Origin of the sequence: Microbacterium sp. NPDC008134 (assembly GCF_042957055.1) — a bacterium.
Lineage (GTDB): Bacteria > Actinomycetota > Actinomycetes > Actinomycetales > Microbacteriaceae > Microbacterium.
Map to the genome: position 1 here is coordinate 1,422,732 of NZ_JBIBHO010000001.1, position 18,423 is coordinate 1,441,154.

Sequence of the window (18,423 nt, forward strand, 5' to 3'; positions counted from 1 at the left end):
CTGCATTCCCGAGGACCCATGAAGATCCTTCTCCCTCCGTCCGAGACGAAGCATCCGGGCGGGACCGGTGACCCGATCGACCCGGCGGCGCTGGCGCTCCCGGAGCTGCACAGTCATCGCGCGGCGGTGATCGATGCCCTCGTCGATCTCGCCGCCGACGAGGCGCACTCGCGACGAGTGCTCAAACTGAGCGCGCGTCAGGCGGGTGACATCGTTCACAATCGGATGCTGCGGACCGCGCCGACGATGCCCGCGATCGACCGTTACACGGGTGTGCTCTTCGACGCGCTCGACGCGCCCTCCCTCCCTGCTGCTTCGCGCCGCTGGTTGGGGGAGCACGTATGGATCCACTCGGCACCGTTCGGTCCGATCGGCGCGCTCGACGGCATCCCCTCGTACCGGCTGGCAGCGGGGACATCGCTTCCGGGGGTGGTCCCGATGCGCCGCCATTGGGCCGACGCCACCAGCGATGCGATCGCCGCGGCCGAACCCGCGTTCGTCCTGGATCTGCGCAGTGAAGCGTACGTCGCGCTGGGCCCGATTCCTCCCGCGCTGCCATCGGCCTACGTCCGGGTCGTCACCGACGACGGCGACGGGGGAGCGCGGGCGTTGAACCACTTCAACAAGAAGTCGAAGGGCCAACTCGTCCGCGCCCTCGCGGAGAGTCGGCCCCGCATCGGCTCGCTGAGCTCCCTCCTCACCTGGGCGTCGAAACACGATGTCGTCCTTCGGCGGACGGCGGATGCCGGAGTGCTGGAGCTGGTCGTCGCGGAATGACGCGCGCCCGCCCATGGGCATATCTCCCCGTCGAGGCGATTGCTGGTGGTATCGGTACACCGCTATGGTGGGTGTCGCGACGTGAACCGCGTCGATTCATTCGGATCCGGAGGGGATCATGAACCCTTACTACGACTCGGGATACTGGGCCGCATTCGCGGGCGCCATCATCTTCGGTCTCATCATCGGACTGGCCTTCTACGTGGTCAGCTCGATCTTCCTGATGAAGGTCTTCGAAAAGGCCGGCGTCGAAGGCAAGTGGCGCGCTTGGGTGCCCGTCTACAACCAGATGGTGTTCTTCAAGCTCGGTGACCTGAGCCCCTGGATCGTTCTCTACGGTCTGGGCGGCGCTCTTCTTCTCTCCTGGATCGGAATCGGCGCGCTGTTCTCGCTCGCGCTCGGAGTCTTCTCGGTAATCGCCGCCTGGCGCGTCGGACTGAAGCTGCAGAAGGATGCCGTCTGGGTCGTCCTCTACATCTTCCTCTCGATCGTGTGGCTGGGTATCAACGCCTTCGACAAGTCGCGGTGGAACCCGAACATCCAGCCGGCGTCCTGGGCAGGAAACGGATTCCTCGGCGATCGCACGGTCTGGGCCGGCATCCCGTCGCAGCCTTCCGCGGCCGCGCCGCAGCCCGGTTACGGCGCTCCCGGTTATGGCGCTGCTCCGCAGGGCTACGCCCCGCCCGCGCCGCAGGGTTACGCGCCCCCGGCGCAGCCCGGATACGCTCCGCCCGCACAGCCCGGATACGGCGCCCCCGCGGCACCGCCGGCAGGTGCTCCGGCCACCCCGCCCGCGCCGCCGGCACCCGCGACGCCGCCGGCGCCGCCCGCAGCTCCGCCGGCGCCGCCCGCAGCTCCGCCGGCACCGCCGACGGATCCCACGCAGCCCCCGGCCTGATCGGCCGTGCGTCAAGAGCCCTCGACTTCCGGGTCGGGGGCTCTTCCCGTGTGTCGACACTTCGGCTCGGCGCCGCCGAGCGCCGTGCCCCTGGGATAGCGTGAAGTCATGGTCATGTCACAGCGCCGCGTCGGCGCGTCCGGGCTCCTCGTGTCCGCCACCGGTCTCGGCTGCAACAACTTCGGGCGAGCCGGCACGGCCACCGAGACGATCGAGGGAACGCGAGAGGTCATCTCCGCGGCTATCGCGAACGGGATCACGCTGTTCGACACCGCCGACATGTACGGAGCCGTCGCCGGCACGAGCGAGACCCTCATGGGCGAGGCGCTTCAGGGGCGACGCGACAGCGTCGTGCTCGCGACCAAGTTCGGGCATGAGCGGGACATGGGGTACGCCTTCCCCGCGGCGCGTGGTTCGCGGCGGTACGTCCGTCGCGCGGTCGAAGAATCCCTGCGGCGTCTGCAGACCGACTGGATCGACCTGTACCAGTTGCACCTTCCCGACCCGGAGACGCCGATCGCCGAGACGACCGATGCGCTCGACGAGTTGGTGCGCGAGGGCAAGATCCGGTACTACGGTCACTCGAATTTCACCGGGTGGCAGATCGCCGAGGCCGAGTTCACTTCGATCGCTCGTTCCAGCGGGCGGTTCATCTCCGCTCAGAACCACTACTCGCTTCTCGCCCGTGCGGCTGAGAGGGAGGTGCTCCCCGCGGTCGAGCGCTACGGGCTGGGCTTCTTCCCGTTCTTCCCCCTCCACAACGGACTCCTCACCGGGAAGTTCAGCCGCGAGGGCGGCCCCGCGAACAGCCGGATCATGTCGTCGCGCCGCCACGTGTGGGATAACGCACCATGGGAGGCGCTGGACGCGTATCGCGTGTTCTGCGAGGAGCGTGGGATCACGATGGTCGAGGCGACCTTCGGCTGGTTGCTCTCCCGGCCGTCGGTCTCCAGCGTCATCGCGGGCGCGACCTCGGCAGCGCAGGTGGAATCGAATGCGCGAGCGGGCGATGCGTGGCGGCCGGATGCCGAAGAGCGCGCTCTCATCGACGCGCTCTTCCCGCTCCCGGAGGATCCGGGGGCGCAGGTGTGAGCGCCATCGGCGATTCGACTACGATGTGGGAGTACCTCGCGGGCGTCCGATCCGTCGCGGGACCATCGGAGGCAGCACGTGGCTGAGACGACGACAACGACGACGCGCAGCGTCACGGTCGCGCAGCGCCCACTGGTCCTGTCCTGGGCGGGGACGACCGACCAGGGCCGTCGTCGTGACACGAATCAGGATGCCTTCCTCGCGGAGTATCCGCTGTTCATCGTCGCCGACGGAATGGGCGGGCACGCCGGTGGCGAGATCGCCAGCCGGAGCACGGTGCAGCGCCTGCAGGCACTGGTCGATGGCGGATCGGTGGAGCGCGGGGCGATCGAGAAGGCTCTCGAGCTCGCGGTGGGCGACATCGCCGATCACCCCGAGACGACCGATGAGGGCACCGGGACGACATTGACCGGCGTCTTCCTGGAGCTTCACGACGGGGAACCGCACTGGGTGTCCCTGAACATCGGCGACTCGCGTGTGTACCTCCTGCGCGATGACCGTCTCGTGCAGGTGACGACGGATCACTCGGTCGTGCAGGAGCTCATCACGGCGGGGAAGCTGAGCCCGGAGGAAGCCGAGGGGCATCCGTACAGCAACGTGATCACGCGGGCCGTCGGAGCGAGCGAACTGACGCCTCCGGACTATCTGACGATCGAGGTCCGAGCGGGCGACCGGTTCGTGATCTGCTCGGATGGCCTCACCAAAGAGCTCACCGACTACGGCATCCAGCACTTCCTGCGCGAGAACCCGGAACCGGGACCCGCCGTCGACGCCATGCTCGCCGCGGCTCTCGAGAACGGCGGCCGGGACAACGTGACGGTCATCATCGTGCAGGTGACGGACCCGGAGGACTCCTCCTCCACATCGGGCGAAAGCGGCGAATAGCCCTTTCGCCCTGTGAATGGCGGTTTCCCGATCGCTACCATGCCGTCGAATGTGAGGCATGGATCCGCTTCCCATCGCGCTGCCAGCTATGCAGGTGCCGCCCCGACGCGCGCCCCTGCCGTTCCTTGCCGCAGGCATGCCCGTCATCGCCGGTGTCGTGCTCTGGCTGATCACCGGCTCTCTCTTCTCGCTCTGCTTCGCCGCGCTCGGACCGTTGATGATGGTCGCGTCGCTCGTCGATTCCGCGCGCGGGCGCCGGAAGGAACAGAGGCGCATCGCCGACGAGGAGGAGCGGTCATGGGCGAGCGTCGAAGAGCAACTGTCCTCGTTGCATGCAGAGGAGCGTCGGCGCCGCTGGGATCAGCACCCCGACACGGCGACCTGCTCGCTGAACCCGCCATTGCGCGGCACCGAGGCGGTGGATCCGACGACGGCCGTCGTGATCGGTGCCGGTGTCGTTGCCAGCAGTATCCGCACGACCGGGGGTGAGGGAGAGCGGGCACGTGACGTTCAGGAGCGTGCGCGCGTTCTCGAATCCGCGCCGATCTCGCGGCCTCTGGGAGCGGGGATCTGCGTACGGGGTCCCCACCCTCTCGCAATCGCGATCGCCCGTGCGCTGGTGCTGCAGCTCTGCCTGAGATTCTCGCCCGGACAGCTGCGGCTCGTCGGCGGCTTCCCCGACGGCGACTTCGCCGGCCTCCCGCACGCTTCGTCCGTCCGACGAGGGTTCCGTCTCGGGGTCGCCTCGGCATCGACGAGAGAGATCGACGCGGACGCGACGATCTGGCTGGCACGGCCAGGAGAGGAAGTGCCCGACGGGATCCTTTCGGTCCTGGATGTGCAGGAACCGGGCGAGACCGCTCTCCGCACGCCAGAAGGCACCGTCACGATCGCGGCTGAGGGGGTCTCTCGCCAGCAGTTCGAGGAGATCGCCTCTCGACGAGTCGCTGCCGACGACGAGACGGAGACGTTGCCGGACGCGGTGGAGTTCGCGCAGCTCGTCCAGCAGCCCGCGGTGTCCGGTCTGCGTGCGGTCATCGGCCGAGGGGCCGGTGCGGATGGTGAGGTCGACATCGTCGAAGACGGTCCGCACGCCATCGTCACCGGTACCACGGGAACCGGCAAGAGCGAACTCCTCGTGACGTGGGTGACCGCTATCGCCGCGGCCCACGGACCCGAGCGCGTCAACTTCGTCCTCGCCGATTTCAAGGGCGGCACGGCCTTCGAGCCGCTCCGGGAGCTGGCTCAGGTGACCGCCGTGATGACGGATCTCGACGAGGCCGGGGCCACCCGTGGCGTGCAGAGTCTGCGTGCCGAACTGCGTCGTCGGGAGGCCGCCCTCGCCACCGCCGGGGTCCGCGACATCGCCGACGTGGAGATTCCGCGACTGCTGATCGTCGTGGACGAGTTCGCGGCACTCCTCCAGGACCATCCTGATCTCGGTGCGGTGTTCACCGATATCGCCGCGCGGGGCCGTGCGCTGGGCATGCACCTGATCCTCGGTACTCAACGTGCTTCGGGGGTGGTGCGGGATTCCCTCGCGGCGAACTGCCCGCTGCGGCTCAGCCTCCGGGTCAGCGATCCGTCCGACAGTCGGGCGATGATCGGTTCTGCTGCGGCCGCCGAGATCCCCGGAGGAGCAGCTGCGCGGGGGCTCTGTCTTGTGCGGCGTCCGCAGGACGACGACGCCGAACCTGTCCGCGTCGCGTTGACCCGTGAGGACGACCTGAGTGTCATCGTGCAGCGCTGGGCGCACGTGCCCCGGCCCGAGAGTCCCTGGTTGCCGCCTCTCGCGGAGACGATCCCTCTCCCGGAGGACGCGAATCGGTCCGGGGGCTCGGAGATCGTGTGGGGGATCGCCGACATCCCGGAGTCTCAAGCGCAACCGCGGCTCCGCTTCCGGGCTGGACAGGAGCGCGGCGTCGCCGTGATCGGCGCACCCGGATCGGGGCGAACTTCCGCCCTCCGGGCGCTCGCCGCGCAGGCTCCGCAGGCGCTCTGGATCCCAGGCGATGCCGAGCAGATGTGGGACATGGTGGAGTCGTTGGTCGAGGGACGGATGCGGATGCCTTCGCTCGTCCTCTGCGATGATCTCGACGCCCGGGTCGCGGACTTGCCTCCTGAGTACGCTCAGACTCTGGTGCAGCGGTGGGAGCAGATCCTGCGCGGCGCGACCGCGAGCAGTGTGGTGATCAGCGCGACCCGGTCGAGTGGGGCGGTGGGGAGAGTGCTCGACGCGCTCCCTCGACGAGCGCTCCTCCGCACAGGGAGCAGGGTCGATCACGTCGCGGCCGGCGGGGAGAGCGCGACGTTCGACGAGCGCCGCCCACCGGGCCGCGCCCGTCTCGACGGGCACGAGGTGCAGCTCTTCTGGACGGCCGAGGGCGTGGAGAGAGACGACGGCGCAGAACTCCGCGGTGGGCCGGTGCTCTGGGAGCCGAGCACAGGGCTTCACGCCGTCGTCACCGCCGGGGCCGCTTCGCTCGTCGCTGGCGTGCAGAGTGCGTATCCCTCGGCTCGGGTGAGCACGATCGGGGCGGCGGTCGCGGACGGATCCTCGGCCGGGGCCTGGACCGGGACCGCGGCCGCGGCCGGTGCCGGTCCCGGTGCCGCGCCGGGTGGCGCCCTGGGGCCAGGAGGTGAGTATGCGCCGGTCATCCTCCTGGGCGATGCCGATGCCTGGCAGCGCGAGTGGTCGCTTTGGCAACGCGTGCGTTCCGAAGGCGAGGTTCTGATCCGCGCGGAACGCCCCGCAGATCTCCGGCAGCTGGTCGGGTACCGGGAGCTGCCGCCGTTCGCACGGCTTCATACCGGTCGCGTGTGGGCGCTACGCGGGGCGGAAACACCACGCCGTCTGGTGATGCCCGCGCTGGTCGGTGAGCATGCCCCCCGTGCCTCCGGGATCCCGAGCACAGGGCGGAGCGGTGTAGAGCTGTCGTCGGATCAGCCCCGCACGCGGCGGAGCCTTCGGGATCGGCGGCGGTGACCGTCAGATGGTGGGGGAGACGAGAACCCGGCCCACGGGCTGTCCTCCGCCGAGCACGTCGAGCGAGAGTGCATCGGCGAGGTCGGCGACGTCGCTGTCGGTGAGAGCGCCGACCCGCGCGAGCAGCGTCGCCGCGACGATCGTCGACGCGCGCGCTCCGCCGTCGAGCATCTTCAACGCGACGGTCGTACCGTTGGGAGCCACCATCACCATGACGCCCTCGGCGCCTCCCTTGGCGAAGACTCCGAGCTTCTCGATCGCGATCGTGTCGGGCCGTCCGGGGCCCTCGATCGTCCACGGGTGCTCGCGAACCGCGCGCACCAGCGAACCGGCCACGCGATGGAGGGCGAACGGGGAACGATCGGATGCCGAGCCGATCCGGTGGATCGCGCGGGCGAGGCCCGTCAGAGTCATCGCGTACACCGGGGCGCCGCAGCCGTCGATCGAGGTGTGGGAGATCTTCTCGCCGGTGAGGCGTTCGATCACCTCGCGGATGTGCGCCTGCAGCGGGTGGTTCTCCTCCAGATAGCCGTCGGTGGGCCAGCCGGTGGCGATGCACGCCCGCAGCATCGCGGCGTGCTTGCCCGAGCAGTTCATCCGCACACTGGCCTGCTGGCCGTGCTCGCGCACCATCTCGTCGCGGGTGCCCTGATCGCTCGGCCACGCGGGCGGGCAGGCGAGGGCATCTTCGTTCAGGCCTCCGGCTGTGAGCATCTCGCGCACCGCCGCCGCATGCCGATCGGTGCCGACGTGGCTCGCGGTCGACAGGGCGAGGTGCTCGCCCTCGAGCGAGGCGCCGGCGGTGATGCAGGCGACCGCCTGCAGGGGCTTCATGCTCGAACGCGGAAGGATGAGCGCGTCCGCGTTGCCCAGTCGGCTGACGACCTCGCCATCGGCGGAGATCACCACCGCCGCTCCGGCGTGACGTGACTCGACGAAGCCACTCCGCTCCACGACGGCGAGTTCGACAGAATCCTGAACGGTGAGAGTCTCCAGCACCCGTCCAGACTATCGCCGCTGCCGGAGGAGCGACCGAAGTCGGAGGGCGTCGGGAGTGTCGGCCGGCGGTGGCACACTGGGGGCATGGCAGAACACGCACCGCGCATCCTCGGCGAGCACCGCTATGCGCTCACGAGCATCTGGACCGGCAACACCGGGACGGGCACGAGCGGCTACCGCGACTATCGGCGCGACGTCGAGATCTCGGTCGACGGCAAGCCGATGCTTCTCGCATCCGCCGACAAACCGTTCCGCGGCGACCCCGCACGATGGAACCCCGAGGATCTGCTCGTGGCATCGCTGTCGGAGTGCCACCTGCTGTCGTACCTGCACGCGTGCGTCACGGCGGGCGTGGTCGTCGTCTCCTACCGCGACGACGCCACCGGCACGATGCGCGAGAACGGATCGGGCGGCGGCGCCTTCACAGAAGTGACACTGCATCCGCAGGTCGTCGTCGCCGACGCGTCGATGATCGAAGCCGCCGAGCGCGCACATGCTCAGGCCAACGAGTGGTGCTTCATCGCGAACTCGATGAACTTCCCCGTCCGGCACGAAGCCACCGTGACCGCGCTCGGCTGAGCGTTCGACGGCGCCTCAGCGACGCTCGTGCGGCAGGGCCTGCTTGATCTTCTCGATCGCACCCTGCGCGGGCGCTTCGTTGTACGCGCCGGCGAGCTCCTGGCCGGACAGCGCATGGATCGCCGCCATGATCTCGTCGGTCGCACCGCGACGGGCCCGCCCGCTCGATGCCGGACCGTGCGGGGCGAGATCGAGCGGCTCGCCGAAGCGCACCGTGATGCGCTCCTTCGTCGTCGGGATCTTCGCACCGACGGGCATCACCTTGTCGGTGCCGATGAGGCCCACCGGCACGACGGGCGCACCGGTCTGCAGCGCCAGGAACGCCACGCCCGTGCGTCCCTTGTAGAGGCGGCCGTCGGTGGAACGGGTTCCCTCCGGGTAGAGGGCGACGGCGAGTCCTTCATCCAGCAGCTGCCGCTGCAGGTCGAGGGCATCCAGCGCGGCCTGACCCGCACCGCGGCGTACCGGTATGGCCCCGATGGACTCGAAGAAGGTCTTGCTGAGCCATCCCTTGGCGCCCGTGCCCTCGAAGTAGCTGGACTTCGCGAGGAAGTGCACGGGACGAGGGGCGGCGACCGGGATCGCGATGGAATCGATGAAAGACAGATGATTGCTCGCGAAGATCACGGCCCCGGTGCGCGGGACGTTCTCCCTGCCCTCGACACGGGGACGGTAGATCAGTCGCGCGAGCGGGCTGATGATGCTGCGCCCCAGTGCGTACGCGAATCCGGCGTGGCGAGGCTCCGCTGACTTCGAGGTCTCTGCGGTCTCTGCGGGGGACGATTCCGGGTCCACGGACGGCTCAGAGGTCATCAGGAAAGGCTACTCCGAGATCCATGCCGGCACGGGAATGAAGCGGTTGTGTCGCGTCTCCCAGCGCGGCCCAAGCGAAATGCGAGAGGATGAAGCGTCCCGCCCGCGATCTCGAAGGCTCAACTGTGCGCAAGCGTCCGCTTCTCCTCCTGTCCACCGTCGCCGCGGCGACCCTTCTGCTGGCGGGCTGCGCCGGCGGTGCAGAGCCCGAGAGCTCCGCCACCCCCGATGAGACGGCTGGCACGACGTCGTGCCTCGCAGACGTCGCATCCGGCGCCGGCTCCGACGCCGTCACGGTCGACGGGACCGACGCAGACGCGAAGGTGACGGTGCCCGAGGGTACCGAGATCACCGAGCCCGAGCGTTCGGTGATCACCGAGGGAGACGGCGACGAGGTGGTTCCCGGTGACCTCGTGTCTCTCCGCTACCAGCTCATCGACGCGACGACCAACGAGGTGCTGAGCAGCTCGGAGCGTGGCCCGGACGGCATCCTCTCCGCCCTGCTCGCCTCGCAACAGCAGCAGATCTCGGATCCCACGCAGTCGACCGTGTTCACGGTCGCCGCGGAGTGCCTCCCCATCGGGTCGAGTGTCGTGCTCACCCTCCCGGCCTCGCAGGAGGGGCTGAACCCGAGCGTTCTGTATGTCCAGACCATCGAGAAGCTCCCGACGATCGCGTCGGGGACCGACGTCGATCCCGAAGCGGGGATGCCCACCGTCGAGCTCGACGCGGACGGCGCTCCTACAATCACGCTCCCGGACGGTGATGCTCCCGCCGAGACGAAGGTCGCCGTCCTGAAGCAGGGCGACGGTGCGACGGTCGCCGAGGGTGATCTGGTCACCGTGCAGTACCGCGGCATCAAGTGGTCGGATGGCTCGGAGTTCGACTCCAGCTGGAGCCGCGGCGCGGCACCGGCGCAGTTCCCCACGACGGGCGTCGTCACCGGCTTCAAGAAGGCGCTCGAAGGTCAGAAGGTCGGGTCGCAGGTCATCGTGACGATGCCGCCGTCCGAGGCGTATGGCGACAACGAAGGGAACGAACTCCAGAACGAGAGCCTCGTTTTCGTCGTCGACATCCTCGCCACGACCCCGCCGGAGCAGGTCCAGCAGTAATCCGGTCGAGCCGAGGGCGTGTCATAGGCTGACATGATGCAGCGCATCATCGTCCTCGGCTCCACCGGTTCCATCGGCACGCAGGCACTCGACGTCATCCGCGCGAACCCCCGTCGGTTCGAGCTGGTCGGTCTTGCCGCCGGGTCGAACGCGGAGTTGCTGGCTGATCAGGCCGAGAGCTTCCGAGTCGAGAACACCGCGCTGGGTGCCGTCGAGGCGGAGCAGCTCGTGCGCGACGTCGACGCGGATGTCGTGCTGAACGCGATCACGGGGTCGATCGGACTCGGTTCGACGCTCGCCGCGTTGAAGGCCGGACGCACTCTCGCGCTGGCGAACAAGGAGTCCCTCATCGTGGGCGGAGAGCTGGTCCTCGCCGCCGCGCGGCCGGGGCAGATCGTGCCCGTCGACTCCGAGCACTCCGCGATCGCGCAGGCCCTCCGCAGTGGCACGCACGCCGAGGTGCGGCGACTCGTCGTGACGGCATCCGGTGGTCCCTTCCGCGGACGCAGCCGGGAGGACCTGGCCGAGGTCACGCCCGCCGAGGCGCTGGCGCACCCGACCTGGGACATGGGGCGGATGGTGACCACCAACTCCGCGACGCTCGTCAACAAGGGACTCGAGGTCATCGAGGCGCATCTGCTTTTCGACATCGCCTACGACGACATCGACGTCGTGGTGCACCCGCAGTCGATCGTGCACTCGATGGTCGAGTTCATCGACGGCTCCACCATCGCTCAGGCATCGCCGCCCGACATGCGCCTGCCGATCTCGCTGGGACTCGACTGGCCGAACCGCGTCGGCGGGGTGGGACGCCCCCTCGACTGGCGGACGGCATCGTCCTGGACGTTCGAGCCGCTCGACGAGAAGGCCTTCCCGTCCGTCGCTCTCGCGAAGACCGTCGGTCGTGCGGGAGCGACGTTCCCCGCCGTCTACAACGCCGCGAACGAGCAGGCCGTCGATGCCTTCCACGAAGGGCGACTGTCGTTCCTCGGAATCGTCGACACGATCGCCCGCGTCGTCGACGCGCACGAGCCGCCCGAGCAGCTCACGGTGGAGTCGCTCGCGGCGGCCGAGCTGTGGGCGCGGGAGAAGGCGGATCGGCTGATCGCCGCCGCCTGAACTCAGTCCTCTTCGGGGTAAGGCACGGGCCAGCGGGAGTCCGGCACGGGCCATCCGGCCGCGCGCAGCGCGCGTCGGGCGAGTTCCCTGGCCGAGTAGGGCGTGCGGACTCCGCGGATGTCGCGGTAGTCCTGGTGTCCGGGGCCCGCCCAGAGGATCGCGTCGCCGTCGCCGACGAGCGCGACCGCGGCCACGATCGCCGCTTCCGGCGGTGAGTACTCGTGGATCTCGGCATCCGGACGCGCCTTCCGAGCACCCGCCACCAGCGTTGCCCGGATCGACTCGGGGTCCTCGAACCGCGGGTGATGATCGGTCACGACGAGGATGTCGCTGCCCTGCACGGCCGTACGGGCCATGTCGAAGCGCTTGCTCGCGTCGCGGTCGCCGTCGGCACCGAAGAGCATGACGACGCGTCCCGGGGTGACTCGGCGCACGGCGGCGAGCGTCTTCTCGAAGGCGTCGGGGGAGTGGCCGAAGTCGACGAACACGGCGGGGCCGCTCTCGCCCGAGACGAGCTGCGTGCGTCCGGGCAGGTAGGCGCGGATGCCGCCGTCGCGTTCGAGGGCCGAGGCGATCCGGTCCCAGGCGTAGCCGCCTTCGAGGAGCATGACGATCGCCAGCGCGGCGTTCGCGGCCATGTGCGGACCGATCACCGGGACCGTCGTCGTCAGGGTCCCCGCGGGGCCCGTCATCGTGAACGTCGTGCCCGCAGCACGCTCGTCGTCGATCGTGACGACCCAGTCCGCCTTCGCCGCGGAATCCGGGTCGGCGGCGATCGACGGAGTGCCGACCGTCACGACGGGGATCTCGGCGCGCTCGACGACGACCGCGCCCGACGGGGAATCGAGGCAGATGACACCGCGCTTCGCCCGGTCGGGGCGGAACAGCGGAAGCTTCGCCTCGAAGTACTCCTCCATGTCGGCGTAGTCGTCGAGGTGATCGTGGCTGAGGTTGGTGAATCCGGCGACGTCGAAGTGGATGCCGTCGACCCGGTGCCGCGAGAGCGCCTGGGCGCTCACCTCGACGGCCACGGCCTCGACATCTCGCTCGCGCATGAGGGCGAGGAGGGCGTGGAATTCGGACGCCTCGGGGGTCGTCAGTCGCGAGACGATGACCTCACCGGCGATGTGCCGCTCGGCGGTCGACGAGAGCCCCGTGACCACACCGATCTGGTCTAGGATCCCGGCGAGCAGGTGGGAGACGCTCGTCTTCCCGTTGGTTCCGGTGGTCGCGAACAGCAGCGGGAGCGGGTCGTCGGCCCCGGTGCCGTAGACCCAGGCGCTCAGGTCACCGAGAATCGCGCGCGGGTCTTCGACGATGAGGGTCGGAAGGCCGGCGGCCTCGGCGATCGCTGCACCGGCGTCGTCGGTGATGATCGCGACGGCGCCCTTCTCCGCGGCCGCTGCCGAGAACTCGGCTCCGTGGCGGTTCACGCCGCGGATCGCGACGAATGCCTCTCCCGCGCGGAGATCGGCGGTGGCGAGGGTGATGCCGCTGACGGCCACCCCCTGCAGGTCGCCGCGCGTGTCGCGCGCGAATCGAGAGGCGAGTTCGGACAGCTGACGCCGGGGCGGGTTCGCGGGGCGGAGCACGGGAGGCAGGCTCGGTTGTTGTTCAATCGACATGTCTCTTCCATGATCTCACGCGCCGGGCGGATTCCTAGGCTCCACGCAGTAGCGTTGGCGGGTGGAAACCCTGCTCTATGTGGGTGGCATCCTGTTCATGCTGGTCGGGCTCGCGCTCTCGATCGGACTGCACGAGATCGGTCACCTCCTGCCCGCGAAGCTCTTCGGCGTACGCGTCGGCCAGTACATGATCGGCTTCGGGCCGCGTGTCTGGTCGCGCCGGATCGGGGAGACGGAGTACGGGTTCAAGCTCCTGCCGATCGGCGGATTCATCTCGATGTCGGGGATGTACCCGGCGTCGAAGAACTCCCGCGCGGCCACCGGGATCTTCCGATCGCTGGTCCAGGACGCGCGCGCCGCGAACGACGAGACGATCGCGGAGGGCGAGGAGGACCGCGTCTTCTACAAGCTCCCCGTGTGGAAGCGTGTGATCGTCATGCTCGGTGGGCCGTTCATGAATCTCGTGCTGGCCGTGCTCATCTTCACGGTGCTCGCGTCGGGGATCGGGCTGCAGCAGGGAACGACCACGATCGCGTCCGTGACGGAGTGCGTGCTGCCGGCCGGGTCATCGCAGACCGAGTGCACGGCCGATGATCCGGCGTCGCCCGCGGCGGAGGCCGGGATCATGCCGGACGACGTCCTCGTCTCGATCGACGGGACTCCCGTCTCGACCTTCTCCGAGGCCACAGCGATCGTGCAGGCGTCGCCGGGCGAGACGCTCGATGTCGTCGTGCGTCGCGACGGCGCCGAGCAGACCCTCGAGATCACCCCTATCGTCGCCGAGCGCACGCTGACGGATGCCAGTGGTCAGCCGATCCTGGGCGAGGACGGAGAGCCGGTCGTCAAGGAGGTCGGCTACGTCGGCATGGGCGCGCAGATGGGCTTCGTCCCGCAGCCACTGTCGGTCGGGCCTCAGATGGCGGTCGAGAACGTCGGGCGGGTCGCGAACCTGATCGCGACGCTGCCGGTGCGACTCTGGGACGTCGGCGTCTCCCTGGTCACCGGCACGGAGCGCGACCCGAACGGGCCCCTCAGCGTCGTCGGTGTCGGGCGCATCGCCGGTGAGGTCGCGGCGACCGATGCGCCGGTGCTCAATCGCTTCGCCGTGCTGCTCAATCTGCTGGGCTCGCTGAACATCGCCCTCTTCGTCTTCAACATGATCCCGCTGCTCCCGCTCGATGGCGGGCACATCGTCGTCGCGCTGTGGGAGGGGATCAAGCGGGGCTGGGCGCGACTATTCCGCAGACCCCCGCCCGCACCGGTCGACGCCACGAGGCTGGTACCGCTCACCGTGGTGGTCGCGGTCCTGCTGATCGGGATGGGTGCGCTCCTGCTGCTCGCCGACCTGTTCAACCCGGTGAACATCCTGCAGTAGCGGTACCGATCAGCGGAGGGCGTGGGTGACGAGGCGCTCCAGGGTGCGGATGCCGTCGCGCGACAGGATCGACTCGAGATGCCCCTGCACCGATGCGTAGCGCGGCCCGCGCAGAGCGTAGACGTCGCCGTTGGCGGGATCGGCCGAGACCTCGGTGTCGTCCACGACGGTTGTACCGGGCGACACACGTGCGGTGAACGTGTTGTAGAAACCGATCGACGCGTCCTCGCCGAAGACGGGCACCGACTTCTGGAGACCCTGGTGGGGGGCATCCAGCGGGGTCAGCGCGATGCCGAGCGAGTCGGCGAGGATCTGGTGACTGAGGCAGACCGCGAGGAGCGGCGAGGCCGAGGCCCGGCGGCGTGCGACGACGTCGCGCATCCGCGAGATACGAGGGCTCTCGGTGTCGCGGGGGTCTCCCGGACCGGGACCGGCGACGACCAGATCGACGGCGTCGACATCGGCATCGTCGACGTCGCTCCACGCGGCGATCCGCACGTCGAGACCGAGATGCCGCAGCTGGTGGGCGAGCATCGTCGTGAAACGATCCTCCGCGTCGACGACGAGGGCGCTGCGCCCGGCGAACGGTCCGGAATCGTCGTCGCCCTGCGGATTCAGCCAGAAGTCCGCCAGGCGCGCGTTCCGCGAGGAGAGCAGGGCCGCGACCGTCGGATCCTCGGCGAGCGAGAGCGGCACGCCCGGGGCGTCCGCATCGCTGCGCTCCTCGGCCGCGCGGGGGCGATCGATCGCCCCGATGGCGCCGAGAACGCCGGCGGCCTTCCCATGGGTCTCGCTGACCTCCCCGTGCGGGTCGGAATGGCGCACCAGCGTCGCGCCCACCGGTACCCGCACCTCACCGTCCTTCAGATACACGGTGCGGATCAGGATCGGCGCGTCGAGATCGTGGCCGCCCTCGTCGTTCGGGGTGAACAGAGCGGCGACCCCGGAGTAGTACCCGCGCGGTTCGCGCTCGTGGCGGCGGATGACCGCGCAGGCGTTCTGCATGGGAGAGCCGGTGACGGTCGGCGCGAACATCGTCTCGCGGAGGATGTCGCGCGGGTCGAGACGGCTCCGTCCGCGGAGCATGTACTCGGTGTGGGTGAGCCGTGACATCTCCTTGAGGTGCGGCCCCGTGATGCGACCGCCGTCGGAGCAGACCGCGCTCATCATCTTGAGCTCTTCGTCGACGACCATGAAGAGCTCCTCGGTCTCCTTCGTCGACGACAGGAAGTCGACCAGAGTCTCTTTGGTCGCCCCTCCTGCGGGGTGGCGGAACGTACCCGAGATCGGATTCATCGTGACGATCCCGTCACGCGCGACGACGTGCGCCTCGGGGCTGGCCCCGACGGCGATGTGACCGGGCGTGAAGACGGCGAAGGTCCAGTACGCACCGCGCTCGTGCGTGAGCAGGGCCCGGAACCAGGTGAGAGCCGCGGTGCGCTCGTCGACGTCGATGCGCGCGGTGAAGTCGCGCCGGATGACGAAGTTGGCTCCTTCGCCGCGGCCGATCTCGTCGGCGATGACGCGTTCGACGATCGCGGCGTACTCGTCGTCGGCGGTGTCGAAGCCGTCGTCGCGCAGGGGGACGCTCGCCGCGGGCAGGGAGGCGAGGAGCGCGGGAGTGGGGAGGTGCAGATGTTCGTCGACGACGATGCAGCGCAACGGAGCGCCGTCGTCCTGCGAGACGAAACCACGCTCGCGCACCTGTCGGTAGGGAACGAGCGCGAACACCTCGCGAGCCGTGCCCTCGGTGGTCAGCGGGATGTCCGCGAGCAGGTCGACGTCGAGGACATCACCGGTGAGCAGCTCGACGGTGTCGGAGCCGTCGCGTGCGATCAGCACGAAAGAGGAGTGCGGATCGGCCGTGAGTGCGGCGAGTCGTGAGAGGGTCATCGATGTCTCCTGTGCAGGGCTCCGGCTCGGCGCAACGAAAAGACCGCCCCGGAGGCGGTCTGGATTCGTGGGAACGCGAACACACCGCCTAGGAGGCGGGCCACCAGGTGAAGTTCGCGAGCATGGGCCGAAACTACCACACCGGGAGTGCGTCGCCCGGGCGCATGACGGTCCGTTCCGCCCGCTCGGCTTCCAGCCTGCGTCCATCCTGGCGGCGTAGTCTGGTGCGGTGCCAGCAGTGAACCTCGGAATGCCGAAGATCCCCGAAGTCCTCGCCCCTCGCCGCAAGTCCCGCCAGATCAAGGTGGGCAAGGTGCTCGTGGGTGGCGACGCTCCCGTCACCGTGCAGTCGATGACGACGACCAAGACGACCGACATCAACGGGACTTTGCAGCAGATCGCCGAGCTCACGGCATCCGGCTGCGAGATCGTGCGCGTGGCCGTTCCCCACCAGGACGACGCGGACGCGCTCAAGATCATCGCGATGAAGAGCCAGATCCCCGTGATCGCCGACATCCACTTCCAGCCGCGATACATCTACACCGCGATCGACGCCGGTTGCGGCGCCGTGCGAGTGAATCCCGGCAACATCCGCGAGTTCGACGGCAACGTGGGCAAGATCGCCGAAGCCGCCAAGGCCGCGGGCGTCTCGCTGCGCATCGGCGTGAACGCCGGTTCGCTCGACAAGCGCATCCTCGCGAAGTACGGCAAGGCCACCGCCGAGGCCCTCGTCGAGAGCGCGGTCTGGGAGGCCTCGCTGTTCGAGGAGCACGACTTCCACGACTTCAAGATCTCGGTGAAGCACAACGACCCGATCGTGATGGTGAAGGCGTACCGCCAGCTCGCCGAGCGAGGGGACTGGCCGCTCCACCTCGGTGTGACCGAGGCAGGCCCGGCTTTCCAGGGCACGATCAAGAGCGCCACGGCGTTCGGCATCCTGCTCGGTGAGGGGATCGGCGACACCATCCGTGTGTCGCTCTCCGCGCCGCCGGCCGAAGAGGTCAAGGTCGGTCACCAGATCCTGCAGTCGCTGAACCTGCGCGAGCGCAAGCTCGAGATCGTCTCGTGCCCCTCCTGTGGTCGTGCGCAGGTCGATGTCTACACGCTCGCCGAGAACGTCACCGACGGCCTCAAGGACATGACGGTGCCGCTGCGCGTGGCCGTCATGGGCTGCGTCGTCAACGGACCGGGCGAGGCGCGCGAAGCCGACCTCGGCGTCGCCTCCGGCAACGGAAAGGGCCAGATCTTCGTCAAGGGCGAGGTCATCAAGACCGTTCCCGAGGCCGACATCGTCGCGACGCTGATCGAGGAGGCGAACCGGATCGCCGTCGACATGGGGCCCGACGCCCCGCTCGGCACCGCGCAGGTCGTCACCGTCTGACCCTGCAGGGAGAAGCAATGTCGTCGACCATCGTGTCTTTCGCCGACGGTTCCGTCCGGGGCGAGAGCGTCATCACCCGCATCGATCGGACGGCTGACGACGCCGTCGTGGTCGTCGTCGCGGAGACGCCCTTCCACCCCGTCGATCACACGTGGCCCGATCAGCCGGGCGATGCGGGGACGATCATCGTGGGCGAGGAGAGCGCGTCGGTGGTGGAGGCCGTCATGGCGGCCGTCAGCGAGGAGGGCGACTTCGCGGTCGGTTCGGAGATCCCCGCGCGACGCGGCGCCGACGGGTGGACCTGGTTGGTCGCCCATCGGCTCGAGGGCTCCGCACCGGCCGGTTTCATCGCAGGGGCGAGCGCGCGTCTCGTCGTCGACGAGCGGCGTCGCGCCGGCCTCAGCCGCGGTCACACTGCCTGCCACCTCGCGTCCCTGGCACTCGACCTGGCCGTCGCGGATCTCTGGCGCAAGGACCCCGGCGTGGATGCCCTCGGCACGCCCGACTTCGAGGGGCGTGCGAACCAGTCCAGCCGGATCCACGAGAACGGCAGCGTCGACGAGTATCGCCTGGGCAAGAGCCTGCGACGCGCCGGCTTCGACACCGAGACCTTCGCGGCGACGCTCGCAGAGCGCGAGGCATCCATCAACGCGCAGCTCGCTGCGTGGGTGGTGACGGCCGCACGCAGCCGGATCGTCACGGAGGGGCCGACGATCGTCGACCGGCGCCGTTGGTACTGCGAGCTCCCCGAGGGAGAGGCGGTGATTCTCTGCGGCGGTACGCACGTGGATTCGCTGGCGGAGTTCTCGTCGATCCGGGTCTCCCTCGATCTGAGCGATCCCCAGCTCCTCGTGATGACGACGACCGTCGTCCCCGCGACCTGACGAAG

At 69.1% G+C, this 18,423-nt stretch carries 15 protein-coding genes; 11 read left to right on the top strand and 4 right to left on the bottom strand.

Annotated elements, in window-relative coordinates:
* The first annotated feature begins 18 nt into the window (after positions 1-18).
* The 5 genes from ACFY9N_RS06665 (at position 19) to ACFY9N_RS06685 (ending at position 6,638) form a co-directional block, all read left to right on the top strand.
* Positions 19-777, top strand: a complete 759-nt coding sequence (locus ACFY9N_RS06665) for a YaaA family protein (RefSeq protein WP_391477583.1) — start codon at positions 19-21, stop codon at positions 775-777.
* Positions 778-895: 118 nt separating this feature from the next.
* On the top strand, positions 896-1,675 hold the full coding sequence (locus ACFY9N_RS06670) for a large exoprotein (protein WP_391477585.1): 780 nt from the start codon (positions 896-898) through the stop codon (positions 1,673-1,675).
* A gap of 108 nt (positions 1,676-1,783) precedes the next feature.
* Positions 1,784-2,767, top strand: a complete 984-nt coding sequence (locus tag ACFY9N_RS06675; protein WP_391477586.1) for an aldo/keto reductase — start codon at positions 1,784-1,786, stop codon at positions 2,765-2,767.
* 78 nt (positions 2,768-2,845) lie between these two features.
* Complete coding sequence (locus ACFY9N_RS06680) at positions 2,846-3,652, top strand: PP2C family protein-serine/threonine phosphatase (RefSeq protein ID WP_391477588.1); 807 nt, start codon at positions 2,846-2,848, stop codon at positions 3,650-3,652.
* Between the two features lie 58 nt (positions 3,653-3,710).
* Positions 3,711-6,638, top strand: a complete 2,928-nt coding sequence (locus ACFY9N_RS06685) for an FtsK/SpoIIIE domain-containing protein (protein WP_391477590.1) — start codon at positions 3,711-3,713, stop codon at positions 6,636-6,638.
* A gap of 3 nt (positions 6,639-6,641) precedes the next feature.
* Here the strand turns inward: ACFY9N_RS06685 and ACFY9N_RS06690 are convergent, their stop codons facing one another.
* Positions 6,642-7,637, bottom strand: a complete 996-nt coding sequence (locus ACFY9N_RS06690) for an asparaginase (protein ID WP_391477592.1) — start codon at positions 7,635-7,637, stop codon at positions 6,642-6,644.
* A gap of 84 nt (positions 7,638-7,721) precedes the next feature.
* On the opposite strand from ACFY9N_RS06690, the gene ACFY9N_RS06695 reads away from it, so the two are divergent.
* A complete protein-coding gene (locus tag ACFY9N_RS06695) occupies positions 7,722-8,216 on the top strand; it encodes an OsmC family protein (RefSeq protein ID WP_391477595.1) in 495 nt (164 codons plus the stop codon).
* 15 nt (positions 8,217-8,231) lie between these two features.
* On the opposite strand, the gene ACFY9N_RS06700 is transcribed toward ACFY9N_RS06695, so the two are convergent.
* The gene (locus tag ACFY9N_RS06700) at positions 8,232-9,029 is read right to left on the bottom strand and encodes a lysophospholipid acyltransferase family protein (protein ID WP_391477598.1); all 798 of its coding nucleotides are present in this window, start codon (positions 9,027-9,029) and stop codon (positions 8,232-8,234) included.
* An 89-nt stretch (positions 9,030-9,118) separates the two neighbouring features.
* Here ACFY9N_RS06700 and ACFY9N_RS06705 point away from each other — a divergent pair, with 89 nt between their 5' ends.
* Positions 9,119-10,141: an FKBP-type peptidyl-prolyl cis-trans isomerase gene (locus tag ACFY9N_RS06705; protein WP_391477601.1), complete on the top strand. Its 1,023-nt coding sequence runs from the start codon at positions 9,119-9,121 to the stop codon at positions 10,139-10,141.
* Positions 10,142-10,177: 36 nt separating this feature from the next.
* The gene (gene dxr / locus ACFY9N_RS06710; protein WP_391477603.1) at positions 10,178-11,260 is read left to right on the top strand and encodes a 1-deoxy-D-xylulose-5-phosphate reductoisomerase; all 1,083 of its coding nucleotides are present in this window, start codon (positions 10,178-10,180) and stop codon (positions 11,258-11,260) included.
* A 2-nt stretch (positions 11,261-11,262) separates the two neighbouring features.
* Here dxr and ACFY9N_RS06715 read toward each other — a convergent pair whose 3' ends face one another.
* Entirely contained in the window at positions 11,263-12,885 is a 1,623-nt protein-coding gene (locus ACFY9N_RS06715) for a Mur ligase family protein (protein ID WP_391477606.1), read from the bottom strand.
* A 61-nt stretch (positions 12,886-12,946) separates the two neighbouring features.
* Between ACFY9N_RS06715 and ACFY9N_RS06720 the strand changes: the two genes are divergently transcribed.
* Positions 12,947-14,260, top strand: coding sequence for a M50 family metallopeptidase (locus ACFY9N_RS06720; RefSeq protein WP_391477607.1), 1,314 nt, complete (start codon positions 12,947-12,949; stop codon positions 14,258-14,260).
* 9 nt (positions 14,261-14,269) lie between these two features.
* On the opposite strand, the gene ACFY9N_RS06725 is transcribed toward ACFY9N_RS06720, so the two are convergent.
* Complete coding sequence (locus ACFY9N_RS06725) at positions 14,270-16,153, bottom strand: chorismate-binding protein (RefSeq protein ID WP_391477608.1); 1,884 nt, start codon at positions 16,151-16,153, stop codon at positions 14,270-14,272.
* A gap of 250 nt (positions 16,154-16,403) precedes the next feature.
* On the opposite strand from ACFY9N_RS06725, the gene ispG reads away from it, so the two are divergent.
* Together ispG and ACFY9N_RS06735 are read left to right on the top strand one after the other, a co-directional pair.
* Positions 16,404-17,534, top strand: a complete 1,131-nt coding sequence (gene ispG, locus ACFY9N_RS06730; RefSeq protein ID WP_391478467.1) for a flavodoxin-dependent (E)-4-hydroxy-3-methylbut-2-enyl-diphosphate synthase — start codon at positions 16,404-16,406, stop codon at positions 17,532-17,534.
* A 17-nt stretch (positions 17,535-17,551) separates the two neighbouring features.
* Positions 17,552-18,418: a hypothetical protein gene (locus tag ACFY9N_RS06735; protein ID WP_391477610.1), complete on the top strand. Its 867-nt coding sequence runs from the start codon at positions 17,552-17,554 to the stop codon at positions 18,416-18,418.
* The last annotated feature ends 5 nt before the right edge of the window (positions 18,419-18,423 follow it).